The organism is Burkholderia sp. DN3021, assembly GCF_049805555.1.
GTDB classification, from domain to species: domain Bacteria; phylum Pseudomonadota; class Gammaproteobacteria; order Burkholderiales; family Burkholderiaceae; genus Burkholderia; species Burkholderia pyrrocinia_C.
Window position 1 is genome coordinate 23171 of the sequence record NZ_JBNCAB010000049.1, and the last position, 23907, is coordinate 47077.

Consider the following 23907-nt stretch of genomic DNA (forward strand, 5'->3'; position numbering starts at 1 on the left):
GTTGCCACGAATTACACGTGGCACCCACTTCCGACTCGTGGCCTAAAAAATAGGCAGCGTCCGCGACTCGTGGCAAAACGCGCTCGACTCGTGGCACGGCTTTCCGGCGGATTTCCTGCCCTTCTCCGTATTCCTTCTTCTTCTTTTTCAATGAATTAGAGAGAAGAGAAAAAGGAGCGACGGCGGTCGGCGCGAAAATCGGACTAGTGGCAAAAACGGCTCGACTAGTGGCAATTCGAATGCGATTCATGGCGGCACTCTTCTCAACAATCAAAGACTTACGAGCGGACAGCCCCGAAAACCACGATTCGCGTGTGCTGCCTGCCCGTTCCCTGTGGAAAAACCAGCCCGCGCGCCCCCTCTCCCTCAAGGCCCGCGTAGTTGCCAGGCCGTTTCGACTTGCGGGGGGGACGGGGGGGAGCGGACCGCACGGCGGCCGCGTGACGACGTGCGCCGATTGCTGCGCGCATCGACGCACGTACCGGAAACCCGATTCCAGGGCCGCTACGCGGCCAGAAAGAATGAGGGAAGGGGGCGGCCGCACGGCGCCCGCATCGGCTGAGAGGGCGTCACGCTGCAGCCCCTTGGCGCGCATCGGTCGCCAGATCTTCGCGGATGGACACGTGCAGGCCGAAGCTGGCCAGGCGGTCCAGCGAGATCGGGGTGAGGTACGGCACGCGGCGGGTGTAGATGCGGCGCTCGACTTCCTTCTCACCGACAACGACACCGGCGTGCTTGAGCTGGGCCTTGAACACGCGGTCGGATTTCACTGGTAGGCCGTTCCATTTGTCGCGCAGCGCGCTCGTGTGGGCGATGTGGTCCATCACGTGGCCGGTGCGCAGCAGCAGGCAGAACTCGCCGTCGACGGTGTCGAACGTGAACGGGTGCTTGTAGTTGCCGCCGTCGATCTCTGACAGCACGGTTTCCATGATCCAGACCCACGGCTCGCGATCGGAGCTGGTCTCGGCGATGTGGCCGTTCATCTCAGCAAGTAGGTCGCGCGGGAAGTCGCCTTCGCTCGGGTCCATGCCGGCGAACTCGCACAGGTAGCGCCAGGCGAGCGCGACGGCCGCGTAATTGCCGGCCATGCGCTTCGCACCGTCGTCCTCGCCGCTTGCGCGGCAGTTGGCCAGTGCCTTGTCGCGCAGGGTGGTGTACTGGTCGGACACGGCGCGCTTGTCCAGGCCGGCGAGGAATTCGAGCCACTGGCGAACAGGGAAGCGCGGGAGGTCGTCCGGCATCAGCGGGCCACGCTTGCCGGTCAATGTCGTGCGTACGAGTTTGCCGAGCAGGCTGCGCACGGGCACGTCTTCGCCGGCCAGCATCACGGGCGCGCACAACAGGTATTCCGTCATGTCGGTGCCGCGACGCGTCACGGTGTACTGGTAGTTCTCCTGCAGCAGGCCGACGGCCTTGTCGATCACGTCCTGCCGGCGCGCGGACAGCTCTTCCCATCCGACCGGATGGCTCGTGTGGCTGATGCTGGTCAGCAGGCGGAACTCGGTCTGCAGCGACTGCCCGGAAAACATCGTGAACGCGAGCGAGCGCTCGAGGCGCTTGATGAGCGTCGACTTGCCGGCGCCTTTGTTCGCCTGGATCGTGATGTGCGGCCAGAAACCGAGCAATGCCTTCAGGTGGCCGCCGAGCGCCCACACGAGCGGAATCGTCGCGGCGTTCTGCTTGAACGTCGCCTGGTACGCGGTGATGACGCGGCGCGCGTCGCTGGCCGGGCCCGTCGGGAAGGTCAGGTTGTGATACGGGCACTGCTTGTCGGCTTCGGTGAAGTAGCAGTCCGGGCCTTCGTTGACGATCAGGCGGCCGTCGCGCCACGCGAGCCCGACGAAGTTTGCCGCCTGGCGCGCGCCGAGGTCGGCGCCGCGCTCGAGGATGTTGACCATGCGCTTGAACGGCGCCGGCGCCCAGATCGGGCCAAACTTCCCCCACTGGTCGACGTTGTGCAGTTGGTCGTCGAGCATCACGCGGCGCACGAGCTGCGCGCCATGGCGCGGCGCCTGCACCGATACGGCGAAATAGACGGTGGGCGCCTGGTCGGCGTCGCCCGTCATCGTCGACGTCGCGCTCGCAACTGACACGCGGCTGATGCCGGCGATACGGAAGCCGCACAGATCCGTCACCACGGGCGTCTCGACGCCCGATTCCTCGTTGCGGTCCATCTTCGTGATGTAGCTGGTGAAGTCGGGCCGGACACGGAAACGCCAGTATTGCGCGAAGTCGTGTGATGGCAGAAAGATGCGCGGCCGGCCGCGGCGCGTGGCGTCGCCGGCGAGGCCGGCGATCAGCCATGGTTCGAGCTGGTCGAGCGCGCGCGCCAGCTCGACCGGGCCGCGCAGTTGCAGGTAGTCGTTCACGTCGTTGATCGGCTTGGCGGTCTTCTCGCCATCCGCGAGGTCGGCGAGCCAGCTGGCCTGGTCGACGAGCATGGCGCTGATGTTCAGCGCCGTAAGTCGTTCGTAGAGCGCCCAGGCGGCTTCGGGGCCTGGGCGGCGGCCGGCGCGCGGGTGGCCGTCTGCGAACGGTTCGTCGTTGTCCAGGCAGACGATGACCTGTTTGCCGCGCAGGAACGCGAAGTCGATGCCGTCGACGTTCGCCAACCCGCGCAGCGCGAGCGCGGCGGTACCGGGCATCGCACAGGTGTCGATCGACAGCGCGTTGATTGGGCTTTCGACGAGGACGACGCGCTGTGCCTTCATCAGCTTGCGCGCGTCGGCGGTCCAACCGTAGCCGGACCGGTCGCCTTGGCAGGACGTTTTGCTGCCCCCGTTGAGCGCCGGATCGACGTAGCGCATGTCGACCGATACAACGCGGCCGTCTTCGAGCGCCCGCACGATAAAGGCTGCAGCTGGACCGCCGTGGCCCACTTCGCCGGCTGCGACCTTCGAGCTGGTCCAGGTGTTGAAGCCGAGCGAGCGCGCGGCGATCGCCGCGTCGATCGCGGCGGCGGAAATGCCGCGGCCGGCGAGGTAGTCGCGCACCTGGTCACGCTCGGCAAAGCACCGATCGGCGATGTATTCGACGGTCGTTTTCTCGCGGCGCTCGGCCTGCGCCGGCCTATCGAGCGGGATGCCGTACGCGTCGTGCAGGTAGCGCACCGCGTCGGCGACGGTGCCGCCGCGCGCGTGGATTACCAGGTCGATGCACGAGCCGCCGACGTCGGCGCTGTGGTCGCGCCAGCCGGTGCCGTGCTTCGGGTGGTTCACGTAGATCGACAGGGACGGGCTTTTGTCGTCGTGCTGCGGCGAGTGGTAGAGCGCCTTGTCGCCGCCGCGACCGCGCTTGATGCCGAGTCGGTCAGCGAGGTCGTGCAGGTCGATGCGTTGTTTCAGTTCGTCGATCGAGGCCATCGTTATTGCTGTTGCTGTTGATGCAGGGAGAGGGCGGCAGGGTTGCCGGGTGTCGCGGGGCTGTCGACGAGCGCGCGGAGCGCGCCGGCCGACGCGGGGAAGGCAAGCGCCAGGCGATCGCCAAGGACGCTGACGAACAGCGCGAGCACCGCGACGCGTTGCAGGCCGCCGGGTTCATGGTCGAAGCGAAGGGCGTCGGCGGCCGCCGCGATGGAGGCCACGAGCGCCGCGTCGTGAGGGGTGTTCGTGTGCGTCATGCTGCGGCGCCTCCGAGGATGTCGTGATGGTTTTGCTGCAGGCGTTGAACGGCGTGCTGCAGCTCGTAGCGCGAGGTCATCGCCTGGTCGAGCGTGGCGCGCAGGCGGTCACGGTTGCGCTCGACGTTCGACGTCGCGCTGGCAAGCGCTGCGGTGCGCGTTGCGCCGTGGCCGATCCGGATGCCCGACGCGAGGTGAGTGACGATCCACTTCTCGGGGTGGCCGTCGCGTACGTGCGGCTCGGCGTGGATGCCGAATGCGGCGCCGGCGTCGTTGGGGATGACGACGTGATCGCCAGCGACGGTACGCAGGCCGGCCGTCGTCAGCAGCTCGTAGCGGATGGTGGGTTCGTGCTTCATGTTCACCACTCCCCGGCCATGCCGCCGAGCGAGTTGAGCACGTCGCATATTTCGATCTTCAGCAGAACGCATGCCCAAGTGCCGAGTTCGGCCGTCCGCACCTCGTCGACCATTTCGAGCAGCCATTTCCGCCTGCCAAGTTTCAGTTCGATCTCCATCGCATCACCCTCGCGGCGGGACGGACCAGGCGAGCGCCGCGACCAGCACGAACATCGCGACGAAGCCGATCAGGAAAGCGATCGCGCGAGCATTTCGAACGTCGAACAGGCGCAGCACATCGGTGGCCAGGCAGTAGACGCCGGTGAGGGAAAGGGAAAGCATCAGCAGCACGCCGATGCTGAAAACGTAGGGCTTCATGGTGTGGGTCCAGTTGCGTGCGCCGGCGGCCGGCGCGGATGGATCAGTCGTTGTCGTTAGCTGCGAGGCGCTTCACGTCGACGGGCGGTGGCACGCGAGCCTGCTTCCGTTCCCGAATCACGGATGCCGTGCATTCCAGGGCCAGCCGCACAGCGGGAGTCGCCGAATCGAAGTGGCCGACGATGCCCAGGTCGTTCCAGGCTTTGCGCAGCTCGGCGTCGGTGAGGGGCGCGCGCATCGCGTCAGTGCATCCAGGCGAGCACCGGGGTGCCGCGTGCGAGGTCCCACGACACGACGAAACCGAGGGCGCGCGCGGAAGCGACGAACACGTCGACGCGCACGTCGGCGGCGGAGATCTTCGTGAGGTAAGCGATGCGCTCGTCGTAGGACAGCGATTCAACGATTGCAGCGATCGGAGCAGTGGTCACGGTTTGCATACGGCCTCCAGGAAATTTCAGGCAAAAGGAGCCCCTCACGCCCACGAAGCGGGCGCGATGGGTGTTCAGCGAAAAAACGGGTTAGGGCTTAGGCGTCGATCAGCGAGAGCTGTCGAGGGTCTTGTGGCAGGCGCTTGACCTTGGCGACAGGCAGGAACACCTTCGGGTTAGGGCGCAGGCTCGGGGCGATCGTGTGAGTCGCCGACATGATTGCCCGGTACGTGTGCGAGCACTCGATGTTCTCGCACTGGCAGTAATACTCACGCGACAGTTGCGAAAGCATGCGGCTGGTTCGAATGACGGCGCGGCTGCCGCAGTGATGGCACTTCAATTTCATTCCGGATGCTCCTACGGGCGGCTGCATTCGCCGCGACCTTGGCGCGCGCATTGGCAGAACATGCCGACTTCGCCCAAGGTTGCGACAGCGTCGAGATACTTGCGGGTCACGCAGACGAAGCCCACCGCTGCAACAAGTGTGTCAATCTTGTCGATGACGATGCCTTTGCCTCCGCTCAGGAAGCGACTGACTTCGGAGTCGTCCCATCCGAGCGCTGTTTGTACTTCGTGACGTTTGGGGCCATGCAGCGCATGGCGCAACGCGGGTTCGATGAGAGCGGGCGGTTGCATGACTCAACGCCCGGCAAAAGAACTTGAGTGCGGTTGAGCAGCCGAGCCAGTAACTTTGGCGCGGTACTGCTCAACGCCCTCGAGGTAGATCAGGCGAGCGACGCTAGACGTGGAGCGGTTCAGGAACGCGGACAGTTCTTCGAGCGCGCGGCGCTCGTTCGGCATGAGCCGCATGTAGACGGGCTTGCTGGATAGCACGCCGCGCGGCGAGCGTGTGACGGGAGCTTTCTTGCGAAGCATGGCGGTATACTTTCCCTTCGTTAACCTTGCACAAGCCAAGTGTAATTGGCAAATTGCAATGGAAAACTTGCCAATATGGAAATTTTCGGTGAGCGTTTGAAAGCGGAACGGAAGCGGCTGGGCCTCAAACAGGGGGAGCTAGCCGACCGAGCAGGGACAACCAATGTCGCCCAGAGTCGCTACGAAAGCGGTGATCGTTCGCCGGATTGGGGGTATCTGTCAGCCGTCGCCCAAGTCGGGGTCGACGTGCTTTATGTCCTGACGGGGCAACACAGCACGTTGGAGCTATCGGCCGACGAACATGTTTTGCTGGCGGGGTACCGTTCGCTCGACGCGCAGGGGCGCGCCGGCGTGCTCGGCATGATTGGCGGAATGACGCAGGCACCAGCTGCGCCGAAGGCCACGAAAACCACGACCGTTCAGCAGAATTTCGAGGGCGCAAATGTCGGTCAGCATGTCACGGGCGACGTGACGGCACCCTTCTCCATCAACATGGGCAGTGCAGGACGGAAGAAGAAGCGGGAAAGCTGACAACAGCGAAAGAGCACTAAACGGCAGGGCCAGCCGTAGGAGAAAAAGAAGTCAATGAATCAGAAGTTCAGTGGTGATGTCGGGCAAGTCGCCGGCGGGGATGTGAAGAGCAACAGTGCGCAAACGAACGTCAATGTGCACTTCCACGGCGGTGAATCGAAGCCGCTCGTGCCGAAATTCATCAGCGACAGGCAGCGCAATGCGATCGCGCGAAAAGCATTCGAGATCGAAGAGAAGACAGGCACCGATAAATTGATGGTGTACCGCCGGCTCATGACGGTGTTCGACTTCGAGCGAATGGATGAGATGCCGCGCAATGTGTACGAGCGGGCAATCAAGTACCTCGACGGTTGGATACGGAACGGTACGCTAGGTCAGGCACCTGCTGCGCCTGGACACCGGGAAGACAAAGCGGCGACGGTCGCCTCGTCGCAATCAGTCGTACCGAGCGAGTCGCGTCAAGAGCATCCGGTGCCTCCGGCTGTCGCTGCGTCGGCTCGAGCGGCCGAACCGGCGCGGGTGGTTGTGGCGGCGCAGGCTCCAACTTCCGCGCCATCACCCGCACCAGGGCCTGCACCGGCACCAACTCAACAACAGCACCGATGGGTTTGGCCTGCAGTGTCGATCGTGGCAACTGCAGCGGCGGTCATTGCGGCCGTGCAGTACGTCGGGGCGCACCAACCTGATACGCCCTCGCAAGCCCAGGCCGCAGAGCCTGCGCAGCATTGCGAGTACGGCGGTGATCGCTATTCACCAGGCAGCGTCGTCATGCAGGCCGGTGTTCGCCGGCAGTGCGTCGCTGTCGAGGGCGGGGCAGCATGGCAGAAAGCCGATGCGGCTCGCCGATGACCTCCTATACCAATTTCTAACAGGCGCAACGCGCTACCTATCCGAGGGACCTATGAAGAAACTGCTCAAAGTGCTTGGCATCGTCGTCGGTGTCGTTTTCGCTATCGGGATCGTGGGAGCCATTTTTGGCGAGAAGCCGACCACGGGAACATCGACAGCGTCGAACGCAGCAACCGGAACTTCGACTGCCTCGAACTCGGTAAGCGAGGCATCCAAGCCGGTTGAGAAAGTCAGTGTGACCGCCGGAGCGCTTTTCACTGCATACGAGAAAAACGAAGTTGCCGCAGATCAAAAATACAAGGGCAAGGCCCTGTCGGTGAGCGGAACGATTCAGAGCATCGATAAGGATGCGTTCGACAATATCGTGGTGAAGCTGCGGTCCAGTAACGAATTCATGCCCGTCAACGCGTACTTGAGCAAAGAACATGAAGCACTTGCGGCGTCGCTCGAGAAAGGCAAGAAAGTGACGTGGACCTGCGAAGGTGATGGCCGCCTGATCGGTAGCCCGATGCTGCGTGATTGCACGCCGGCGTAACAGTCGGTGCGCCAGTAAGCTGAAGCCCGCGATTGCGGGCTTTTTTGATGCGGCGGGCAAACGGTTCGTCCGTCGAGGGCGCTACTCGCTTCCTTCGGATTCGATCTCCGGCACCTCGCTCGCCTTGACCTCTAGATCGAGGTCCGATGTAAATCCGCCGTTACCGTCGATCGTATGTGTAACGCGCGCGATGATCCAGTTGCAATCATCGATGACACGTTTGTAACCGCGCACGGTTACAGGTAATTCGGTCATCAGCTCGGGCCGGCCGAGCGCCAGCACAATGCTGAATTCTGCGACGCCGCGCTGTAACTTCTCCCATTCCGCCTTCGCCGCCCGTGTCGCGTTCCCCTTGTTCGCATACGTGTGCCGCAGCGTCTTTACGTTCTCGGCCGTGCCGAACAACACGTCGCCGCTCTTGTCGATCGGCTTCTTCTTCGCGGTCGTGCGCCGCCGGCGCCGCTTCACCGTGGTCGACTGCTTCTTCGCCGTGCGCGTGTTGAGGTAGAACGCCTGCACGCCGGAATACGTATCCCGATCGGCGACGCCGAACTCGTGCCGGTCGCCGACGTCGCGCGTGATTGTGACGGCGGGCAACGGCTTGCCGCTCGCCGTGGTCGCTTCGCCGGCCTTGATGAACAACAGCAGGCCGTTTTTCACGGTCGCGATCGCATCGAACATCTTCGCCAGGCGCGACAACAGATTGGCATCCGATTCGGCCGTCTGGTCGATGTGGTCGACGAGCTGCGCGTCGAGCGCCTTGCTGATGCGCGCCTCGACCTTGTTCTGGCTGGCGATCGCGCGCACGATGGCGCCGACCGTCTGCCGGTGCCAGGAGCGCTCCTTCTTGATCGACAGGCCGGCGCGCAGATCGACGCTGCGCGCGCGGATCGTCAGTACGTCGGGCGTGCCCGTGTGCCGCACTTCGTCGACCATGAATTCGCCCTTGTCGACCAGCCCGTTTGCGGCGCCGGCCCAGCCGATCGACAGTTTCAACGTGACGCCGCGACTCGGGATCTCGAGCGCGCCGTCCGAATCGTCGAGGCTGATGTCGAGCTGGTCGGCCTCGAAGCCGCGGTTGTCCTGCAGCGTCATCGAGATCAGCCGGCCGTCGAATTTCTTCGTGATGTTCTTGCCGTTCAGCGTGATCGAATAAATCGCGCGCGGCACGCGATCGTCGGCCAGTACGACCTTCTGCACCAGGTCGGCGCCGGGGATGTCGGCGAGGTTCATAGCGAGATCGCCCCCTTGATAGCGTCGGTCACGATGCCGAGCATGTCGATATCGTCGTTGCGCGTCAGTGCAATGGTGAACTCGATGCGGTGCGCGGTGCCGTCGTCAAAAAACAGCGTGCGCGTCGTGTCGATGTTGTCGATCGTGAACATGCCGTAGATGTGGCCGGTACCCTCGATCAGCGGCCAGGCGGTGTGCTGGTCGGCCATCGCCTCGATGACGGCGAGAGACAGGTCGCCGCCGGTCAGCTCGGGCAGCAGCACGCCGGACAGATTAACGGTTTCATCATCCTCGCCGACGTATTGCCGCGCGGGCTTCTTGCCGACGCGGTTGTTGCTCGCGTAGCGCCAGCCGCGCCGGCGCTTCAGCTCCTGGTAGGGCAGTGTCGATAGGCTGAACACGAACAGCCCGAGCGCCATCATCATGAGAACCTCTCCTTCAATCCCGGTCGCGCAGACGCGAGCGCTCGCGCGCGGCCTGCGCGGCTTGTTCCTGACGCATCACCTGGCGAACTTCCTGCGCGAGCGCATGCACGTCCATGCCCGGCGCCGCGTACACCTGGATCGTGATCGGCGCCGGCGCGGCCGGCGCGCGGGCGGCGGCGGCCGCGACCGTGAGCGGCGGCCGGTTGTCGACGGTGAGCGGTGCGCCGCCGGCGATTGCCGCGCCCGTGATGCCGATGCCGGCACCGGCGGCGACGATGCGCTTGCCGACCTCGAGCACGGTCGACAGCGGCCCGTCCTGACCTTCGCGCAGGCCCTGCTCGAGACCGGCCATCGTGAAGCCGCCGAGCGCCGCGAACACGCGGCTTGGCGAATGGATGCCGAGCCGTTCCTTGAACCAGCCGACCACGCTGTCGCCAGCGGACTGGATCGCAGTCTTCACGGCGCCGAGGCCATTCGTGATCCCGTTGACGAGTCCGGACATCAGGTTTGAGCCGAACTCGGCGAAGCGGGCCGATGCCTGAGCGAGGCCGACGATGATGTCGGTCAGCCATGTGCCGAAGGCCCGGCCGGCACCTGTTGCGGCGTCGAGGCTCTTCTTGCTGGCGTCGATGGGGGCCAGCAGCCGTGTAAGCCAGTCCCACACTCCCTTCAGGGTGCCCGTCAGCCAATCGAACAGGGGTTTGAGCGGCGCGAACGCGGTGCCGAGAATCGCGAAGGCTCGGCTCACGAGCGGCGCGAGCGGCTTCAGGCCGTCGGTGAGCGCTTGCCAGAACCCCGCGAAAAACGCCTTGATCGGCTCCCAATACTTGACGATGAGGAGGGCGGCCAGCGCAATCCCAGCGATCACAAGGCCGATCGGATTCAACAACGCTACGCGACCAACCAACAGCAGGCTTCGTGCGACGGCTCCGAGCGCACGCACGAGGACGCCGCCCTGGATGCCGAGAACCGACATGCTGAAGCGCACGATCGCCAGTGGCCCAAGAACGCCCGCAAGCGCGATCGTCAGCGTGCCGAGCACGGCGAGCAGCACGCCGAGCCCGGCCGCGCCGATCGCGACAGCACGCGTGAAATTCGGGTATTCCTTCGCGAAGCCGAGCAGCCGCTCAAGCACGCTCGTCGTCAGCTCGAGCGCGCGGTTGTACACGGGCAACACCTGCTCGCCGATGACTGTGCGCAGGTTGCGCACCTTCTCGAGCGCGATCAGCTCCTTCCCTTCCGTTTGCTTCTGGCCCAGCTCGTGCAGCTTGTCGATGCCGTACGCGCCACGGTTCAGCTTCTCGTTCTTGTGAATCTGCTCGCGCTGCATGTACATCGTGGCGAACAGGTTCGCGCCGTTGCCGTTCGTCATGATCGTGGAGAATTCCTCCAGGATCTTCGCGTCGGACGTGATGCCCTTGGCCTTCAGCTTCGGCAGCAGCACCTTCTCCAGCCACTCGAACGGCGACGCGTTGAAGAGATCGCCGCCAATCAGCGCGCCAGGCTTGATGCGCTTCACGTTGCCGATCGTGTTGTACTCGACCGACTTCTTGTCGACGAGCCCCAGCTCGACCAGGCGCTTCGCCGCGCGCACGGTGGTCTTGCACTGCATTAGGTTGCTGTATGCGGCCTGCACGCCGGTGCCGGCGGCATGCCCGCCCATTTCCTGAATCAGCGGCTCCATCTGGTAATAGAACGCGTCCTGGCGCATCTGCTTGGCCGCGACCTTGCCGGTTTGGATGAAGTTGCGCCACTCGTCGCCGCCGACGCGGCCGCCCGTCGCGGTCAGCACCTGCTGGACCATGTTCGCTTCGCCCTTGAACGCTGCCTCGCTTTTCGTGCCGCCGCGCAGCTCGATCACCTTCAGCATGTTCATGAACTTCTCTTCGTTCTCGTGCCCCTGGCCGGCGCCGAACATCGCTTCGTTCGCGAACTTCATCTTCGCGAGCGTCGGCATCACCATCTGCGCGTGATGCTCGTCCGCGAAGATGGACATCGCGTCGCGCATCAGCGTCATGTTTTCGGCGATCGCCACGCCGGGCGATTTCATCGCGCGCACGTAGCGCTCGGCGTCCTGCGTGGCGCGATCGCCCAGGCCGAGTCCCTGGATTCGGCCGCGCTCGTTCTGGACCTTCTTCGCCTCGGCCAGCGGCTCGCGCAGATCGTTGAGGATATGCGAGCCGGTCGCGCGCGCGGCATACCCGCCGATCGCCATTTCGGCCGCCGCGCCGCGCATGGCGCCCATTTTGGCGCGCGCGTCCGCAATGCGCTTCTGACGGGTGTTCAGGGCGTCGAGCCGACGCGATTGGGCGTCGATCGCGCCGGTCGTCGCAGCGATGTCGGTGCGCAGCGTGCGCTCGTGTTGGGAAAGCTTGCCCGTGTCGACGCCGGCGCGAGCGAGCCGGTTGCGCAGCTCGTCCACACTGGCGGATTGCTTCTTGAATGCGGTGCCTAACCTCGAAGAGGCTTGCCGCGCCTTCGCCAGCTCAGCAATCATCTGCTGCGAAGGAGGCCCGACCGCATGCAACGACTTCGCGAGTTCCTTGACCTTCTTCTGTGCGTCGGCGAGCTTCGTCGATGTGTTGGCGAGCCCCGTGCGCATTTCGCGGAACTCGCCGATACGCCGCTGCGTATCGTTGAGTTCCTTGAGGCGCGCGCGGGAATCCCGCAGCTCCTTCACGAGCGTGCGGTTCTTCGTGGCGATCTCGCGGATCGGGCGGCTCGCCTGGTCGAGCGCCTTGAGGACGACCTCGAGGCGGAGGGAGCGATCGCTCATTCATCGCCCCGTTCGTAACGGACGCGTGCGTGCTCGCGCCAGGTCATCAGTTCATCAAGAGACATGGCATTCATCACGTCAGGCGTCCAGTGGAAAACGAGGGCGATGTCGGCCATCACTTCGTCGACGGATCGAGGGATGCGTCCTGCTTGACGGAGTTCGGTACCAAAAAACCGGCGAGCTCCGTGCCGAGCTTGACCAGATCGGCCGGGTCCATGCGCAGCACATCGGGCTCGGTCAGCACCGGGTCGCTGATGCGCGGCAGGACTTTCGACAGCGCGATCACGTCGAGCTGCAGGACGTCGGTGAGCGTGACGCCGCGCAGCGCACCGCTGCCCGACATGGTCAGCGTGACGGCGTCGATTTTTTGCTCGCCGCGCACGATCGGGGTATCGAGGCGCAGCGCGTCGGTTCGTTTCAGAGACATGGTCATTCCTTTGAGTGTGGAGTGGGTAGGGGTTACAGGCCGAGCGCGCGGCGCTGCTGGGCGAGGCGATCGACGCCGCCAACCATTTCGATGAAGTTCGGGAAGTCGATCTCGATCAGGGTCTCGCCGTTGGATACGAGGCGGTAATACGTGAGCGACATCGTGCCGGTCTGGTCGGCGTTGTCGCCGGCCTTGGCCTTGCCGGGGTCGATCTCCTTGTAGCGGCCGCGCACGTATACCTCGACCGCATCGACTTCCTCGGTGTCGTCGCGCTGATAGGAGCCGGCGAATCGTACGGTGACGCCGTCGACTTTCGACGTGCCCCACGTCTTGAACATCTCCTTCATGAAGCCGCCCATCGTGAGCCCCAGCTCGAGCTTCTCCATGCCGAGGTCGATGTCGACCTCGCCGTTCATGCCGCCGCCGCGATACGCCTCCATCTTGCGCGTGAGCTTCGGCAACTGGATTTCCGGCACCTCGCCAACGAACGAGACACCGTCCTCGAACACGAGGAAATTCTTGAGTTTGGATGGCAGAGCCATTGCGTTTTCCTATGGTGAGTAGCGGGCCGTCAGACGGCGATGCTTTCCGCGAACTTGACCAGGTACCGGTCCGTGATGCGCTGGCGGAACGTCAGGTCTTCGAGCGGCGGCGTCGGACAGAAGTCGTAGTCGATGAAGCCCAGGCCCGCCTTGAGCGAGTCCTTTTCGTTCGCGGCCGGATCGAACCAGCACTCGCCGTCGATCAGGTAGCCGGCGTTTTTCCACGCCCGGAACTTCGAGTTCACGCCGTCGACGACGTCGCGCATCAGCGTGCGGCTCATCGGCTGGTCGACTGCCCACAGGTGCGCCTCGGCCATCGTGTCGGCGATCACCTGGGCGCTGCGCACGTAGTTCTCGAACGCCCACAGCTTGTCCTCGGAACAGGTACGCGAACCCCATAGACGGTAACCATTCGCGTTCACGAGCGTGGTGACCTCGTGACTGTTGAGGTAGCCGGCATCGGTGTTCGGGTCCTGCAGGTCCCAGAACACGTCGCGGCTGATGCCGGTGACGCCGTTCACGACGACGTTCGAGATCGTCTTATGCCAGCCGGTTCCCTCGTCGATCTTTGCGCGCATGCCGAGCGCGCGCGCCGTCGCCCAGGTGATGTCCTCGGCGTTGGTCGTGGTGTTCCAGTTCACGAAGTCCGGCCAGATCGTCATCAGCTCGCGCTGGCCGAAATTCGCGCGGTAGGCGACGGCTTCTTCCTTCGTCTTCGCGCCGAATGCGTTGACGTAGCCGAAGCCGCGCAGCTTCTGCGCGATCGTCGCCAGCTCGGTTGCAACCGGCAACGTGTCGAGGCCAGGGCAGCCGAGCACGCGCGGCTTCACGCCGAGCCGGCTCTTCGCGGCGAGCAGCGCCTTCATGCCGGTGTACTGGCCGTCCGCGTTGGTCGTGCCGATCACGTTGCTGGTCGTGGCGTCTGCATCCTTGCCGGTCGGTACGCGCACGGCGACGATCAGCGGCGAGGTCTGCGCGGCGATCGCGTCCAGCGAGCGCGCGAGCGTGCCCTTCGTGCCAGCTTTGCCGATCGCGGCCTGCACGTCCGTGATGAGCACGGGCCGGTTTTCGGGGAAGGTGGCGGCATCGGCGTCGTCGCCGGTGCTGACCAGGCCGATCACGGCGGTGCTGACCGTGCGAATGGGGCGCGTACCGTCATTGATTTCAATGACGCGTACGCCGTGGTGGTAATCAGAAGGCAAGCTTTTCTCCCGGAAGTGAGCCTTCCGAAAGATTGCCTTCCGCGCGCGCGGAGATCACGCGCCGGAGGTTGTGCAGCGGCCGGGCACAACCGAAGCCGCTGCAGGCCGTCGCTATGCCGCGACGGGCAGCGCATCCAGCTCGGCCAGGCGCGCCGTCGCGACCTGGTGGTAAGTCGGTTCGAGCTCGCAACCCATCCAGTTCAGGCCGGCTTCCTTCGCCGCGGCGAGGAACGTGCCGGACCCGGCGAATGGGTCCAGGACGACGCCGCCGACCGGCGCCAGGCGCACGACGTCGCGCGCGAGCTGCGCCGGCTTTTCAGTCATATGGCGCTTCGGATGCGCGAGGCGCTCGGAGAACACGCCAGGCAGATACACGTCGGCGCGTCGCACGGCGCCCTTCGTCGCCCAGACCAGGAACTCGGTCTGCTGCGCGAAGCCACCCATGCGCGGCCGCGTGCGGCCGCTCGTCTTGTCCCACACCGCGACGCCGCGCCAGGTGAAGCCGGCGGCCTGGATCGCATCGGTGAGGCTCGGCAACTGGCGCCAGTCGACGAAGCAGGCCAGGTGCGCTTCGTTGCGGCACACGCGATAGGCTTCCGCAAGCCACGTCATGCACCAGAAGGTCCACGACCGTTGATCCTTGCTGTCGTGCTGGAATTCAGGATAGACGGTCTTCACGTCGCCGCCGATGTACTTGCTCGACGGTGCCTGGCTGCGCGACGCGCTGGTGGTGCCGCCGGACGAGTAGGGCGGATCGGTGAAGACCAGGTCGACGCAGGCATCGGGCAGCGCGCGCATGACGCTCATGGCGTCGGCCTGGTGCACACGGTTGATCAGATCAGCGGAGATGGTTTGCTGCATGGGGCGAATCCCTCGTATCGGAGGCTCGATGGCCTGCGGGTAGGGGGCTCGCGGCCCTCAGAATATTCATTGCGCCGCAACGCGGGCATTTGATGGAGAGCCGGACGTATTCGCCGGCGCCAAGTTTGCGGTTACAGCTTCCGCAACGGATGTCCTGCATGGGGTGATTCCTGCCTGTGCTAGGATGCCGGCGCCTCTCGAGAGGTGTCGCGGCCCTGGCCAATCCTGCAGGTGTGCTCTGCTGGTGCGGGGCGTGCACGATGTTCCACCATCGCGCACGTCGCCGCGTCCTTTTCTTCCTGCCTCGTGTTACGCGACGTATTCGCCGCCGGCGAGCATGTAGCGGTCGGTCGAGCCGTACATCATCGACCCGTCAGCATTCGCGGCGTCACCCTCGGGCTTCGGTTCCACCAGTCGTCGCTGGATATACGCGAACGCACCCTCGTTGGCTTCCGGCATGCCCGACACGAAAATCGTTACGCCGCCCTGCAGCGGCTGTTTCCCCGCCTTGAACGTCGCTTCCGACACGTAGCTCTGGATCGTGCCGCTCGTGAACTTCGACGCGGCGTCGATCGAGACGTTACTGACAACGTGATAGGACGCCTGCGCGCCGGTCGATTCGAGAACGACAGCTTTCTTGATTGCCATATTCGATTCCTGAAAATAAAAAAGTGAAACGGGACTGCGGTTTGCGGTGGTGCGGCCCTGGGCGACTACGCGGGAAACTGCGGCCAGACGACGTCGAGCGGAAAGCCGACCTGCTGTGGCACGTCGCGTAGCGCAGCGCGATAGCGCCGAAGTGCCACTTCCCGATCGGCGTCGCCAGCATCCGCCGCGCGCTCGACGAGCGGGTCGACTTCAGCGAACAGCGTGTCGCGCTGTTGGCGGACGTTTTCCGATGCTTCGATGAGCGCGTATTCCGCTTCGAACTCGGGCCACCACGCGAGCAGGTCGGCCGGTGTTGGCTGTGGGATGCCGACCGGCAACCAGATCGGCACCCACGCCGTCTTGATCTGCTCGAACGTTTGCTTGTGTACCGGGTGCGCGACCCAGTAATCACGGCAGCGCACGAGGTTCGGGAATTTCTTCGCGAGAATGAAAGCCGCTTGCTCGACGTGGAGCATGGTGTTCGTGTTCGTCATTGGTTCCTCAAAACTACGCCGTAGACAACGATCGCGTTGGCTGTGCCGTTGCCCGGGCCGCTCAAGCCGCACACGACCCACGGTGCGGGCAGTGCGCCGTTGAGGCGATCGATGGTGCCGAAATTGTTCACGCCGGAATCCCACTGCACCCGTGCGCCGGCGTTGGCCTTCGAGTTGTCGCGGTTGTACAGATCGTCGAGGATGGTGTTCATCCACGCGCCGCGATACGAGCAGAACAGATTGCCGTCTGTATTGAGGATCTGCTGGCCGCGCATGTACATCGTGCCCCAGTCGTCGACGCCCCACGTCACCGAGTTGTAGGCCGAGTTGATGACTTCGACGCCGCCGTTGTCGCGAGCACGCAGATAAGTCCACGAATCGAAACCGGGCCGGTTGTTGCGCAGCCCGATATCGGCTTGCCATCCATCACGCGTGAGTGACAGGCGGCCCCACATCGTGCTCCCGGCGCGGTTGACGTAATTGTTCGGCAGGAAGTTAGAGAGCCATCCGCCCCACTGGCTCCCGTTCAGGTTTCCGTCCGGCGCGACCAGCGACGTACCGCCACCGGCCTTCAACTCGCCGCGTGCGATGACCGTGCCGCCATCGGTGACCGATAGGTTCGCGGCCGTATTCGTGCCGTTCGTTACCATCCACGTCGCCTTCGACGCCTGCACCTGAACCCGCGGTGTATACCCGTTCGAGTTGAAGACGAGCTGCGATCCGTAGTCGCCGGCGCCGTACAGCGTCACGGTTGCGTTGACTTGGCCTCCGGCGTTCTTGTCGAGCGGCGTGACGTTCGCGCTGTCCCACGGCGTCGCACCGGCCCACGTCGGTCGTGCGGACGTGCTCAGGCCGCCGTCGATCTGAACCCCGGTTGCCGTCAGATTCATCACGCGCTTTTGCTTCGCGTCGCTCGCGGCGTCGTTCGCCGTGTCGTTGATCCAGAACCCGACCGACTCCCGGCCCCAGGCGCCGCCAGTAAATGCCGCGCGGATGGATGCGATGAGGCGAGTACTGGTGTCGATGTTCGCCGAGCCAAAGGTGCCGTAGAGGCGCAACTTCGCTTCCCGGTTCAGCGCGTCGGCCTGCCCCTTGATTGCGAGCTGCGCATCGGTATCGCCAGGCGCGGACGTGATGGTCGCCGAACCGGTGATTGCGGGGCTGGCGAGCGGCGCATACCGCGCGGCTGCGGTCTTCGGCGTCACGGCACGCGTGTCATCAGCGCCGGCGTCGACCTCTGCCTGCGTCGCCAGCTCGACGACGCCCTTACGCTCGGTGGTCGCCGGCGGATTGAGGAACGACGTCGGTCCGAAAACCAGCTTCGACACATCGATCGAGGCGAACACGGTATCGGCGGCCAGTAGCAGCATAGAGGCCGACGCTTTTTCGAGGATCGGATCGTTCTGCACGTAGACGCCGAACAGCACGCCGTTGTCCAGGTACAGCCCGAAGCCATACAGCGTGTACTGGTCCGCGCTGTCGTCCTGGATCACGATGTGAATCGTGTCCTTCGCGACGGTATCGCCGCCGAACGTCGTGATGCGCTTCAGCTCGTTCGGCAGCGCGATCATTTCCGGCTTGAACACGAACGTCGCTGTGGCGATGCCAATCTGCGTGACCTGGCGCGCGGTCGTCCCGGTGTTGCCGGGCGCCACCAGTGCGGCGCGGCCGGCGTCCGTGATGTAGATGAGGTTTCCAGCCATGTTCGTTAGTCCGTGAGAGAGAGGCGGCAATAGACGGCCGCGCGCACGCCGCACGCGACGCCGATCGAGCCGGTCATGCTGAAGCCCTGCGTGAAGGTGTAGTGGGCGGTCCCGCGCTTCGCGCGATCGACCTCGGCCCGGATGTCGTTGACGTACTGCGCGGTGGCCGGCGCGCCGTCACGGCTGCCGACCGTCATCACGATCTCGAACGTGCCTGGGACGCCGCGCGGCTTCATCTCGAACCACTCGCGCATCATCACGTTCGTGCCGAACGACGCGCAGACGTCGCGCACGGCGTCTGCTGTACCCTTCTTGCGAGCAATGCGGATTGCGGTTTTCACGCGGGCGCGCTTCACCTGCTCGGGCCATTCGTCGCGCCAGGTGTCGACGCCCATGTGCCAGGCGAGCCAGGGCAGGAAGCGCAGCGGAATCCGATCCGGGTCCATCAGCGTGTCGATCTCGACCGGGATGTCGCGCACGTCCGCGTTGGCCTCGGCCAGGCGCCGCTCAAGCGCGGTCGCGTTCGGTGGCAGCAGCGAGGGGGCGAACTTAGTCATCGGCCACCCCACCGTCCTTCAGCTCGATACCCGTGCAGTACGGCGCCTGGTCGATCGCGATGGGCACACCTTCGGCCGGCGAATCGAGCAGCACCTTCTGGACGCCGGCGACGCGCATCGACGCGTACAAGCCGTCCTTCGTGATCTCCGAACCGGGGCGGTGCATTGAGTCGGCGAACTGCTGCGTCTTCTTTAGCGCTTCCGCGAGCGCGACCGCGCGATCCGGACCGTCGAAGAAGCGCAGCGTCGCGCGGATCGCGTACCGGACGATCTTCGCGCTCTGCACGATGACCTCGTCGGCCTGCGGTCGCTTCTTTTTCAGCACTTTCTTGACGATGTCGATCAGCTCCTGGCTGGCCGTGCCGTCGCCTTCGCGCGACAGAAGCGTGACGATCATCACGCATGGCGAGGGGCTGTAGGCGGTGGCCGCTTTCACGCGCCCGTCAGCGGCGCGCGCGTGGAACACGTACGCATCAGTAGGGCCGGCGACAGAAAATCCGCGCGGCGCGAGATGGACGCGTTCGCGCAGGCTATCGTCGTCCTCGTAGACGGGATCGATACCCTTGTCCGGATCGCCCGGCGAGATCAGCAGGCGCTCGACGTCGAACAGAGCGGCGATGTGCTCGAGCGTCGTACGTTTCGCATACGCGAGCAGCAGGCCGCGCGCTTTCTCGTTCATGAGCGCCAGCAGCAGCATCTTTTCGTACGCGCCTTCCTGCAGCAGCTTCACCATCGGCTCGGATTCGAGCTCGAGCGCGGCCGCGATCTCGGCTTGCTGTTCCTTCGGGTACAGCGAGACCAGGCGTGCCTTCTTCTCGGCCAGGATCGTTTCGTAGTCGAGTTCGTCGACGATGTCCGGGGCCGGGAGCTGCGACAGGTCGATCGGCGTCGTTCTCATGCCGCACCTCGACCGTTCGTCGCCGGCAGGCGCATGGAGAAGGGCGAGCCGGCGCGCGGGCCGTCCGTGCGCTCGCCTTGCAGCTCGAGCACGGCGCCGCCGTCGATGCCCGTGCTACCGAAGTCCACCTGGTTGACCTGGATGCGCGGCTCCCACCGGGCCAGCGCCATGACGGACGCCGCCATCACGCGCATGCGCATCAGCGGATTGACAGGGCCGTCGATCAACTCGGGCACCAGCGAACCGTAGTCGCGGCGCATCACGCGCGTGCCGAGCGGCGTGAAAAGGATGTCCGCGACGGATTGCTCGATGTGAGCCTGGCCGGCGATCGCGCGGCCGGTGCGGGCGTTCATACCGATCATGCGCCACCCGCGATCGGTTTCGAGGTCGTGGCGAATTCGCCTTGCGCCTGGTGCGGATGCTCCACGAGGCTGACGTTCCGCGAGCGTACGTCGACGTCAGCGGTCACGGTGCCGGTGAAGTGGGCGCTGCCCTGAATTTCGATCACGGAGCCGCCACCGCCCGCGCTACTCCCATTCTTGCCGGTCGCGCCAGATTCGAACGTGAGCGGTCCCTTCACGAGCAGCGAGCCCGTCACAGTCGTATCGTCGGCGTCGAGCGTGACGGATTTCGCCTTGACGGTCGCGGTATTGGTTTCGACCGTGACGCTGCCAGGAGCGGCGACGTTCACGGTTGCGCCTGCCGGCAGCGTGGCAGTGAGCGCGTGCGTTGCGAAGTCATACGAGATGCGCGCGCCGTCCCGGTAGGCGCGGACGTGCTGCGTTGGGCTCGAGCTCGGCGCGTCGTGGCCGTCGCGATAGACGCCGGAAAGAAACAGGGCGGTCGTCGGTTCGCCGGACGGGCACATGAGCAACCCGGGCTCGTCCTTCGAAGGCGGATCCCAGGTGATGCTGTCGCCGGTGCGGAGCGTGAGCCAGCGGATCCAATCGGTTTGCAGGCCGCCCGATTCCACGCGCACGCGGCGGGCGTCGTGGTCAACGTCGATCACGGTGCCCTCGCGCAGCATGCTTTCGAGACGGCGGTTCAGGTCGGCAAAATCATCCATGCGGCGAGGATGCCGCGCGCGCGGGAGAGGGTCACGCGGATGTGGTTGTGGCCGACCGTGGCACAACGAAAAAGCCCGCCGAGCAATCGATCGGCGGGCACGTGGCTGTTACTTTCCGGTGCGTTACTGAAAGACCTGCAGGCTGCCCTGCAGCTTCGAGAGCATGAGGAGAACGATCTCGTCGAAGATCCGATTGTTCATTGAGCCGGGGCCGATTTTATGAAGCTGTATGGCTTTGTCGACCCTCACGATGACCGAGTTTGCATTGACGACAACGGACAGGATTTCTGCGCCCGTGACGCGCTTGTCCAGCTCCTGGCGAACAGCAGTGAAGGTGAGGCGAGCCGCAAGGTGATCAGCCAACCAGCCATATTCGCAAGACAACACGACATCGCCATGCGGGGTTGCGATATCGACCGTGCGGCTTTCGGTGTTTGCGCTTGCGTACGTACCCGGCAACTTGTTTTGTTCCTGGTTCAGAACGCGAATCACCTCGGTCTTAAAGAACTCGACAGCAGAGTTCAGATACCCACCTTGGGACAGGCGTTGGTCCGTGCGGACTGCTTCGTCCGTATCGATTATTGACACGATGGTCTCCTTGTCGTGGAGCGCCTATTCTGGCGTCCCGCCTAGGCCCGTGCAAGCCCCCCGGTAGCCTGCAGGTGGCTAGGTCTCGCTACCGAGAAACGAAGTCAAGGACGAGATCCGCGATTCGATCGACATCCGCGTCGGCCAGACCGAGCAGCTCGCGCGCCGGATACTGAACGACAGGGCCGTTGCGTTCGACGCGGTCGCGCAGGCCCTCTTGGTGGACACGCGCAATACGCTCGACCTGGCGCGTGAAATGCAGCACCGACGCGTCGGCGCTCGACGCGGTTTTGAGGAAGCGGGCGGTGCGCAGCTTCGCGAACATCGCGCGGCGGATGCGGCCTTTCTTGCGCCGGGCCTGCGGCTTGCGCGGCGCGTACCGGCTGCCGTCCGGGTTGCGAGCCTCGGCGATGCGCCGCGAATGGCGCCGGCGCAGCTCGACGGCTAGCCCTTTCGCCAAGATCGCGCGCTGCGCGGGTGCGAGTTGACCGAGCAGGCCGGACGCCCATTCCTCGGCGCGGGACAGTCGGTCGACCATCAAGCCCCCGCGATCGGCGGCTCGCCGAAGTGGCGAATCTCGTAGCCGTCTGGCCGCTCGAGCACGCCGACGCGCTCGGTCAGCTTCAGCAGAATCTCGACGTCGGATTTCCCGTTGTCGAGCAGCTCGGCCTGGAACTTGAACCCGTCGCGGCAGAGGTCGCGGTTCAGCAGCAGCTCGGGCTGGTGGATCTTCAGCCAGGCGATGATCGGCACCATCAGGTGATCCGAATGGTCGGCGTAGTCGGTCACGACGATGTCGAGCGTGTACGCGTACTCGAACGACAGGGACTTTGCAGCGGTGACGGCAATCGACCCGTGTTCGATGAAGATGTGCAGCCGGTCGGGATTACGCGCGAACTCGGGCAGGGCGGTGGTGAGCGCCGCGCGCAGGCTGTTGGGCTTGTTCATGGTGCCGGTTCCTCGTGCGCTTCGTCACCATCGCGCACGCGGGCCTGCAGCGCGATCAGTTGCTCGGCGTTTTCGTGACAGGTGGTGTAGTTGCTGGCGACGGTTGCGGCGACGGCAGAGAGCGCAACGCCCGAGGGGGCCGCATCAGCGCTTCCGGGATCGCCCACCGGCATGTTGGCGGCGGCGCTGTCGTGCACGCGCACAAAGCCGACAGGGACAGTACAAGCACGATCGGCTTCGCGATCGACATAGACGGGAACCTCCTTGATGATGGTGTAGCCCTTCTCACGGATGACCTGGACGCGGTCGACGTACTGCGTGACGACCTTCACGTCGCGGCGTGCCGCGTCGCGCTCGGCCGTCCGCTCGCGCACGTCGCGCGCGAGATCGTCGGCGCGCTGGCCGGCGTTGACCAGGCGCGCATGCTGGATCGCGATGACGGCGACCGCGGCGACCAGCGCGATCGCACCGACGACGAAGATGCGGGCGCCGGTCGTCACGCGGCCGCCCGGCTGTAGCGGTCAAACGCCCGTTCGAGTTTCACGTCGTACAGGTTTTCCGCGTACGCGCGGCCGTTGTACAGCTCGGCGAACTTCGCCCACTTCCGGCCGCGCAGCGCGGCCAGCAGCGTCTTATCGGCGAGGATGAAGCGGACGAACGCCTCGAGCTGCTCGGCCTCGCTGACCTTCATTGCGTCGACGAAGGCGAACACGTCCGGATAGCCGAGCGCCTTCCAGTGGTAGCCCATGATTTGGAACGCGCCCCAGCTCGTCGCCTCGAGCGCGCACGCGGCCGAAATCTGCGACGCGCTCGCCAGGCGCGCATATTCCGCCGCGTCGCCGGCGTAGCCGCCGCGCTTCGGGTTGACCAGCGCCGGATACTTCGCCGCCAGTGCATCCGCGTCCATGCCGGCCGTCGCGAGCTGGCGGTACATGATGTGCCGCTCGTACAGGATCACGGGCCGACCGTCCGGCAGGAACCCGGCACCGCGCGATTCCACCTCGTTGACGGCGCGCACGGCTGCGAGATCGACCTGCAGCCGATCGGCTGCACGTTGCAGATCCGCGTCGGTCAGGTGTCGCGGGTCGCGCCGGCCGGCCGCGAGCGTTGACCGGGTCTTCGGGCCGGCGATGCCGTCCGCGACCAGGCTGTGCGATGCCTGGAACGCCATGACGGCGCTACGGGTCGCGCTACCGTAGATCGCGTCGGTGTCGAGGCGCGCGCCGGCGGCGACGAGCTGGCGCTGCAGGTAGCCAACGTCGGCGCCACGGTCGCCCAGGCGAAGGGTCTTATACATGGCGCCCCCACACCTTGAATTGCAGCATGCGCGCGATCAGCGAGTCGCGCGGGTTGCCACGGTGGAACAGCTCGACGACGTTGCCGCGCACGCCGTACACGGCGAGGCACAAGACGCCGACCAGCACCGTGTCGGCGAGGTTCGCCGGCGGCAGCATGCCGAACGCGGCGCGGATCGGCGCGGCGCCGGCGGCGACCGCAATCGCGTAGGCCAGGCACGACGCGAGCGGCCGATGGGCGCTCGAGCCGCGACGGAAGGTCACCAGGCGCAGCGCGATCGCCGCGCACAACAGCACGTAGACGGTCGTGAGCATCACTTTTCCCTCCCCTTGAACACGTTCAGCAGCCGATCGGGCGCATCGGCCTGGGCGATCAGCCACAGCAGCAGTTTCACGACGAGCGCGGACGCGATCAGCGCGCCGATGCCGGCGTGTACCTCGACGCGGGCCGGCAACATGGCGTCGAGTGCGGCGGCGAACAGCTCGGCCGTGAGGCAGCCGGCGACGAACGAGATCACGAAGAACGCGATGCGCTTCGGGATCGACGGGTCGGCCGCGGTCATCACGAACAACAGCGAGCCGGCGAACGCGCCCATGACGACGTTGGCGTCGACGCCGGGAAACAGCGACAGCGTGGCGACGCCGAGCGCCGCGACCGTCGCGGACGACGTGGAAATAGGTTCAGCCATT

General features: G+C 65.1%; 36 protein-coding genes. 3 read left to right on the plus strand and 33 right to left on the minus strand.

From position 1 onward, the window contains the following. Window positions 1-569 precede the first annotated feature (569 nt). The 10 genes from ACPUER_RS22750 to ACPUER_RS22795 form a co-directional block, all read right to left on the minus strand. Entirely contained in the window at window positions 570-3362 is a 2793-nt protein-coding gene (locus ACPUER_RS22750; protein ID WP_425132162.1) for a toprim domain-containing protein, read from the minus strand. Window positions 3363-3364: 2 nt separating this feature from the next. Beyond that, window positions 3365-3619 (minus strand): hypothetical protein, encoded by a 255-nt coding sequence (locus ACPUER_RS22755; protein WP_425132163.1) that lies wholly within the window; start codon window positions 3617-3619, stop codon window positions 3365-3367. Continuing rightward, entirely contained in the window at window positions 3616-3978 is a 363-nt protein-coding gene (locus ACPUER_RS22760; RefSeq protein WP_425132164.1) for a hypothetical protein, read from the minus strand. Before ACPUER_RS22760 ends, ACPUER_RS22755 begins: the two co-directional genes overlap by 4 nt. A gap of 2 nt (window positions 3979-3980) precedes the next feature. Then, window positions 3981-4136, minus strand: coding sequence for a hypothetical protein (locus tag ACPUER_RS22765; RefSeq protein ID WP_012327645.1), 156 nt, complete (start codon window positions 4134-4136; stop codon window positions 3981-3983). A gap of 4 nt (window positions 4137-4140) precedes the next feature. Next, window positions 4141-4335, minus strand: coding sequence for a hypothetical protein (locus tag ACPUER_RS22770; RefSeq protein WP_425132165.1), 195 nt, complete (start codon window positions 4333-4335; stop codon window positions 4141-4143). A 43-nt stretch (window positions 4336-4378) separates the two neighbouring features. Further along, window positions 4379-4573 (minus strand): hypothetical protein, encoded by a 195-nt coding sequence (locus tag ACPUER_RS22775; protein WP_425132166.1) that lies wholly within the window; start codon window positions 4571-4573, stop codon window positions 4379-4381. A gap of 4 nt (window positions 4574-4577) precedes the next feature. After that, a complete protein-coding gene (locus ACPUER_RS22780; protein WP_425132167.1) occupies window positions 4578-4772 on the minus strand; it encodes a hypothetical protein in 195 nt (64 codons plus the stop codon). Window positions 4773-4860: 88 nt separating this feature from the next. Continuing rightward, window positions 4861-5109 carry an ogr/Delta-like zinc finger family protein gene (locus ACPUER_RS22785; protein ID WP_425132168.1) on the minus strand — a complete coding sequence of 83 codons (249 nt, stop codon included), beginning with the start codon at window positions 5107-5109 and terminating at the stop codon, window positions 4861-4863. Window positions 5110-5120: 11 nt separating this feature from the next. Next, window positions 5121-5399: a hypothetical protein gene (locus ACPUER_RS22790; RefSeq protein ID WP_006757082.1), complete on the minus strand. Its 279-nt coding sequence runs from the start codon at window positions 5397-5399 to the stop codon at window positions 5121-5123. A 3-nt stretch (window positions 5400-5402) separates the two neighbouring features. Then, window positions 5403-5639, minus strand: coding sequence for a hypothetical protein (locus ACPUER_RS22795; protein WP_175742678.1), 237 nt, complete (start codon window positions 5637-5639; stop codon window positions 5403-5405). Window positions 5640-5714: 75 nt separating this feature from the next. Between ACPUER_RS22795 and ACPUER_RS22800 the strand changes: the two genes are divergently transcribed. Genes ACPUER_RS22800 through ACPUER_RS22810 form a run of 3 tightly spaced genes read left to right on the plus strand, consistent with a single transcriptional unit; the run spans window position 5715 to window position 7554 of the window. Then, entirely contained in the window at window positions 5715-6170 is a 456-nt protein-coding gene (locus ACPUER_RS22800; RefSeq protein WP_212104886.1) for a helix-turn-helix domain-containing protein, read from the plus strand. A 54-nt stretch (window positions 6171-6224) separates the two neighbouring features. Next, window positions 6225-7019 (plus strand): alpha/beta hydrolase, encoded by a 795-nt coding sequence (locus tag ACPUER_RS22805; protein WP_425132169.1) that lies wholly within the window; start codon window positions 6225-6227, stop codon window positions 7017-7019. Between the two features lie 52 nt (window positions 7020-7071). Next, window positions 7072-7554, plus strand: a complete 483-nt coding sequence (locus tag ACPUER_RS22810) for an OB-fold protein (RefSeq protein ID WP_006757085.1) — start codon at window positions 7072-7074, stop codon at window positions 7552-7554. An 81-nt stretch (window positions 7555-7635) separates the two neighbouring features. On the opposite strand, the gene ACPUER_RS22815 is transcribed toward ACPUER_RS22810, so the two are convergent. The 23 genes from ACPUER_RS22815 to ACPUER_RS22925 all read right to left on the minus strand — a co-directional run bounded on the left by ACPUER_RS22815 (window position 7636) and on the right by ACPUER_RS22925 (window position 23906). Further along, on the minus strand, window positions 7636-8787 hold the full coding sequence (locus ACPUER_RS22815) for a phage late control D family protein (RefSeq protein ID WP_425132170.1): 1152 nt from the start codon (window positions 8785-8787) through the stop codon (window positions 7636-7638). After that, window positions 8784-9212 carry a phage tail protein gene (locus ACPUER_RS22820; RefSeq protein WP_425132171.1) on the minus strand — a complete coding sequence of 143 codons (429 nt, stop codon included), beginning with the start codon at window positions 9210-9212 and terminating at the stop codon, window positions 8784-8786. Before ACPUER_RS22820 ends, ACPUER_RS22815 begins: the two co-directional genes overlap by 4 nt. 13 nt (window positions 9213-9225) lie before the next feature. Then, entirely contained in the window at window positions 9226-11988 is a 2763-nt protein-coding gene (locus ACPUER_RS22825; RefSeq protein ID WP_425132172.1) for a phage tail tape measure protein, read from the minus strand. Then, window positions 11985-12104, minus strand: a complete 120-nt coding sequence (locus ACPUER_RS22830; RefSeq protein ID WP_014724666.1) for a GpE family phage tail protein — start codon at window positions 12102-12104, stop codon at window positions 11985-11987. Before ACPUER_RS22830 ends, ACPUER_RS22825 begins: the two co-directional genes overlap by 4 nt. Next, window positions 12104-12415, minus strand: coding sequence for a phage tail assembly protein (locus ACPUER_RS22835; RefSeq protein ID WP_425132173.1), 312 nt, complete (start codon window positions 12413-12415; stop codon window positions 12104-12106). Before ACPUER_RS22835 ends, ACPUER_RS22830 begins: the two co-directional genes overlap by 1 nt. Before the next feature lie 32 nt (window positions 12416-12447). Continuing rightward, window positions 12448-12957, minus strand: a complete 510-nt coding sequence (locus ACPUER_RS22840; protein WP_425132174.1) for a phage major tail tube protein — start codon at window positions 12955-12957, stop codon at window positions 12448-12450. A 29-nt stretch (window positions 12958-12986) separates the two neighbouring features. Continuing rightward, the gene (locus ACPUER_RS22845) at window positions 12987-14159 is read right to left on the minus strand and encodes a phage tail sheath protein (RefSeq protein ID WP_425132175.1); all 1173 of its coding nucleotides are present in this window, start codon (window positions 14157-14159) and stop codon (window positions 12987-12989) included. A 111-nt stretch (window positions 14160-14270) separates the two neighbouring features. After that, complete coding sequence (locus ACPUER_RS22850) at window positions 14271-15020, minus strand: DNA-methyltransferase (RefSeq protein WP_425132176.1); 750 nt, start codon at window positions 15018-15020, stop codon at window positions 14271-14273. Next, on the minus strand, window positions 14998-15180 hold the full coding sequence (locus ACPUER_RS22855) for a Com family DNA-binding transcriptional regulator (protein WP_425132177.1): 183 nt from the start codon (window positions 15178-15180) through the stop codon (window positions 14998-15000). Before ACPUER_RS22855 ends, ACPUER_RS22850 begins: the two co-directional genes overlap by 23 nt. 149 nt (window positions 15181-15329) lie before the next feature. After that, the gene (locus ACPUER_RS22860; protein WP_012327663.1) at window positions 15330-15668 is read right to left on the minus strand and encodes a hypothetical protein; all 339 of its coding nucleotides are present in this window, start codon (window positions 15666-15668) and stop codon (window positions 15330-15332) included. Between the two features lie 65 nt (window positions 15669-15733). Beyond that, window positions 15734-16162: a phage tail assembly chaperone gene (locus tag ACPUER_RS22865; protein WP_425132178.1), complete on the minus strand. Its 429-nt coding sequence runs from the start codon at window positions 16160-16162 to the stop codon at window positions 15734-15736. Then, the gene (locus ACPUER_RS22870) at window positions 16159-17865 is read right to left on the minus strand and encodes a phage tail protein (RefSeq protein WP_425132179.1); all 1707 of its coding nucleotides are present in this window, start codon (window positions 17863-17865) and stop codon (window positions 16159-16161) included. The genes ACPUER_RS22865 and ACPUER_RS22870 overlap by 4 nt, the downstream gene beginning before the upstream one ends. Before the next feature lie 5 nt (window positions 17866-17870). After that, a complete protein-coding gene (locus ACPUER_RS22875) occupies window positions 17871-18422 on the minus strand; it encodes a phage tail protein I (RefSeq protein WP_425132180.1) in 552 nt (183 codons plus the stop codon). Further along, window positions 18415-19320 carry a baseplate J/gp47 family protein gene (locus ACPUER_RS22880; protein WP_425132181.1) on the minus strand — a complete coding sequence of 302 codons (906 nt, stop codon included), beginning with the start codon at window positions 19318-19320 and terminating at the stop codon, window positions 18415-18417. Before ACPUER_RS22880 ends, ACPUER_RS22875 begins: the two co-directional genes overlap by 8 nt. Further along, a complete protein-coding gene (locus tag ACPUER_RS22885; RefSeq protein ID WP_425132182.1) occupies window positions 19317-19682 on the minus strand; it encodes a GPW/gp25 family protein in 366 nt (121 codons plus the stop codon). Before ACPUER_RS22885 ends, ACPUER_RS22880 begins: the two co-directional genes overlap by 4 nt. Continuing rightward, a complete protein-coding gene (locus ACPUER_RS22890) occupies window positions 19679-20386 on the minus strand; it encodes a phage baseplate assembly protein V (RefSeq protein ID WP_425132183.1) in 708 nt (235 codons plus the stop codon). The genes ACPUER_RS22885 and ACPUER_RS22890 overlap by 4 nt, the downstream gene beginning before the upstream one ends. Window positions 20387-20509: 123 nt before the next feature. Beyond that, window positions 20510-20974 carry a hypothetical protein gene (locus tag ACPUER_RS22895; protein ID WP_425132184.1) on the minus strand — a complete coding sequence of 155 codons (465 nt, stop codon included), beginning with the start codon at window positions 20972-20974 and terminating at the stop codon, window positions 20510-20512. An 88-nt stretch (window positions 20975-21062) separates the two neighbouring features. Further along, complete coding sequence (locus tag ACPUER_RS22900; RefSeq protein ID WP_425132185.1) at window positions 21063-21512, minus strand: phage virion morphogenesis protein; 450 nt, start codon at window positions 21510-21512, stop codon at window positions 21063-21065. Next, window positions 21512-21922, minus strand: a complete 411-nt coding sequence (locus ACPUER_RS22905; protein ID WP_425132186.1) for a phage tail protein — start codon at window positions 21920-21922, stop codon at window positions 21512-21514. Before ACPUER_RS22905 ends, ACPUER_RS22900 begins: the two co-directional genes overlap by 1 nt. After that, on the minus strand, window positions 21919-22422 hold the full coding sequence (locus tag ACPUER_RS22910; protein ID WP_425132187.1) for a hypothetical protein: 504 nt from the start codon (window positions 22420-22422) through the stop codon (window positions 21919-21921). The genes ACPUER_RS22905 and ACPUER_RS22910 overlap by 4 nt, the downstream gene beginning before the upstream one ends. After that, a complete protein-coding gene (locus tag ACPUER_RS22915; protein WP_425132188.1) occupies window positions 22419-23219 on the minus strand; it encodes an N-acetylmuramidase domain-containing protein in 801 nt (266 codons plus the stop codon). The genes ACPUER_RS22910 and ACPUER_RS22915 overlap by 4 nt, the downstream gene beginning before the upstream one ends. Further along, window positions 23212-23532, minus strand: a complete 321-nt coding sequence (locus tag ACPUER_RS22920) for a phage holin family protein (RefSeq protein ID WP_425132197.1) — start codon at window positions 23530-23532, stop codon at window positions 23212-23214. The genes ACPUER_RS22915 and ACPUER_RS22920 overlap by 8 nt, the downstream gene beginning before the upstream one ends. After that, window positions 23532-23906: a phage holin family protein gene (locus tag ACPUER_RS22925; RefSeq protein WP_425132189.1), complete on the minus strand. Its 375-nt coding sequence runs from the start codon at window positions 23904-23906 to the stop codon at window positions 23532-23534. Before ACPUER_RS22925 ends, ACPUER_RS22920 begins: the two co-directional genes overlap by 1 nt. Window position 23907 lies beyond the last annotated feature (1 nt).

Bases quoted from the DNA above. Each gene is read 5' to 3' on its own strand.
- ACPUER_RS22750 (WP_425132162.1), bottom strand. From the start codon at position 3,362: ATGGCCTCGATCGACGAACTGAAACAACGCATCGACCTGCACGACCTC.
- ACPUER_RS22755 (WP_425132163.1), bottom strand. From the start codon at position 3,619: ATGACGCACACGAACACCCCTCACGACGCGGCGCTCGTGGCCTCCATC.
- ACPUER_RS22760 (WP_425132164.1), bottom strand. From the start codon at position 3,978: ATGAAGCACGAACCCACCATCCGCTACGAGCTGCTGACGACGGCCGGC.
- ACPUER_RS22765 (WP_012327645.1), bottom strand. From the start codon at position 4,136: ATGGAGATCGAACTGAAACTTGGCAGGCGGAAATGGCTGCTCGAAATG.
- ACPUER_RS22770 (WP_425132165.1), bottom strand. From the start codon at position 4,335: ATGAAGCCCTACGTTTTCAGCATCGGCGTGCTGCTGATGCTTTCCCTT.
- ACPUER_RS22775 (WP_425132166.1), bottom strand. From the start codon at position 4,573: ATGCGCGCGCCCCTCACCGACGCCGAGCTGCGCAAAGCCTGGAACGAC.
- ACPUER_RS22780 (WP_425132167.1), bottom strand. From the start codon at position 4,772: ATGCAAACCGTGACCACTGCTCCGATCGCTGCAATCGTTGAATCGCTG.
- ACPUER_RS22785 (WP_425132168.1), bottom strand. From the start codon at position 5,109: ATGAAATTGAAGTGCCATCACTGCGGCAGCCGCGCCGTCATTCGAACC.
- ACPUER_RS22790 (WP_006757082.1), bottom strand. From the start codon at position 5,399: ATGCAACCGCCCGCTCTCATCGAACCCGCGTTGCGCCATGCGCTGCAT.
- ACPUER_RS22795 (WP_175742678.1), bottom strand. From the start codon at position 5,639: ATGCTTCGCAAGAAAGCTCCCGTCACACGCTCGCCGCGCGGCGTGCTA.
- ACPUER_RS22800 (WP_212104886.1), top strand. From the start codon at position 5,715: ATGGAAATTTTCGGTGAGCGTTTGAAAGCGGAACGGAAGCGGCTGGGC.
- ACPUER_RS22805 (WP_425132169.1), top strand. From the start codon at position 6,225: ATGAATCAGAAGTTCAGTGGTGATGTCGGGCAAGTCGCCGGCGGGGAT.
- ACPUER_RS22810 (WP_006757085.1), top strand. From the start codon at position 7,072: ATGAAGAAACTGCTCAAAGTGCTTGGCATCGTCGTCGGTGTCGTTTTC.
- ACPUER_RS22815 (WP_425132170.1), bottom strand. From the start codon at position 8,787: ATGAACCTCGCCGACATCCCCGGCGCCGACCTGGTGCAGAAGGTCGTA.
- ACPUER_RS22820 (WP_425132171.1), bottom strand. From the start codon at position 9,212: ATGATGATGGCGCTCGGGCTGTTCGTGTTCAGCCTATCGACACTGCCC.
- ACPUER_RS22825 (WP_425132172.1), bottom strand. From the start codon at position 11,988: ATGAGCGATCGCTCCCTCCGCCTCGAGGTCGTCCTCAAGGCGCTCGAC.
- ACPUER_RS22830 (WP_014724666.1), bottom strand. From the start codon at position 12,104: ATGGCCGACATCGCCCTCGTTTTCCACTGGACGCCTGACGTGATGAAT.
- ACPUER_RS22835 (WP_425132173.1), bottom strand. From the start codon at position 12,415: ATGTCTCTGAAACGAACCGACGCGCTGCGCCTCGATACCCCGATCGTG.
- ACPUER_RS22840 (WP_425132174.1), bottom strand. From the start codon at position 12,957: ATGGCTCTGCCATCCAAACTCAAGAATTTCCTCGTGTTCGAGGACGGT.
- ACPUER_RS22850 (WP_425132176.1), bottom strand. From the start codon at position 15,020: ATGCAGCAAACCATCTCCGCTGATCTGATCAACCGTGTGCACCAGGCC.
- ACPUER_RS22855 (WP_425132177.1), bottom strand. From the start codon at position 15,180: ATGCAGGACATCCGTTGCGGAAGCTGTAACCGCAAACTTGGCGCCGGC.
- ACPUER_RS22860 (WP_012327663.1), bottom strand. From the start codon at position 15,668: ATGGCAATCAAGAAAGCTGTCGTTCTCGAATCGACCGGCGCGCAGGCG.
- ACPUER_RS22865 (WP_425132178.1), bottom strand. From the start codon at position 16,162: ATGACGAACACGAACACCATGCTCCACGTCGAGCAAGCGGCTTTCATT.
- ACPUER_RS22870 (WP_425132179.1), bottom strand. From the start codon at position 17,865: ATGGCTGGAAACCTCATCTACATCACGGACGCCGGCCGCGCCGCACTG.
- ACPUER_RS22875 (WP_425132180.1), bottom strand. From the start codon at position 18,422: ATGACTAAGTTCGCCCCCTCGCTGCTGCCACCGAACGCGACCGCGCTT.
- ACPUER_RS22880 (WP_425132181.1), bottom strand. From the start codon at position 19,320: ATGAGAACGACGCCGATCGACCTGTCGCAGCTCCCGGCCCCGGACATC.
- ACPUER_RS22885 (WP_425132182.1), bottom strand. From the start codon at position 19,682: ATGATCGGTATGAACGCCCGCACCGGCCGCGCGATCGCCGGCCAGGCT.
- ACPUER_RS22890 (WP_425132183.1), bottom strand. From the start codon at position 20,386: ATGGATGATTTTGCCGACCTGAACCGCCGTCTCGAAAGCATGCTGCGC.
- ACPUER_RS22900 (WP_425132185.1), bottom strand. From the start codon at position 21,512: ATGGTCGACCGACTGTCCCGCGCCGAGGAATGGGCGTCCGGCCTGCTC.
- ACPUER_RS22905 (WP_425132186.1), bottom strand. From the start codon at position 21,922: ATGAACAAGCCCAACAGCCTGCGCGCGGCGCTCACCACCGCCCTGCCC.
- ACPUER_RS22915 (WP_425132188.1), bottom strand. From the start codon at position 23,219: ATGTATAAGACCCTTCGCCTGGGCGACCGTGGCGCCGACGTTGGCTAC.
- ACPUER_RS22920 (WP_425132197.1), bottom strand. From the start codon at position 23,532: ATGCTCACGACCGTCTACGTGCTGTTGTGCGCGGCGATCGCGCTGCGC.
- ACPUER_RS22925 (WP_425132189.1), bottom strand. From the start codon at position 23,906: ATGGCTGAACCTATTTCCACGTCGTCCGCGACGGTCGCGGCGCTCGGC.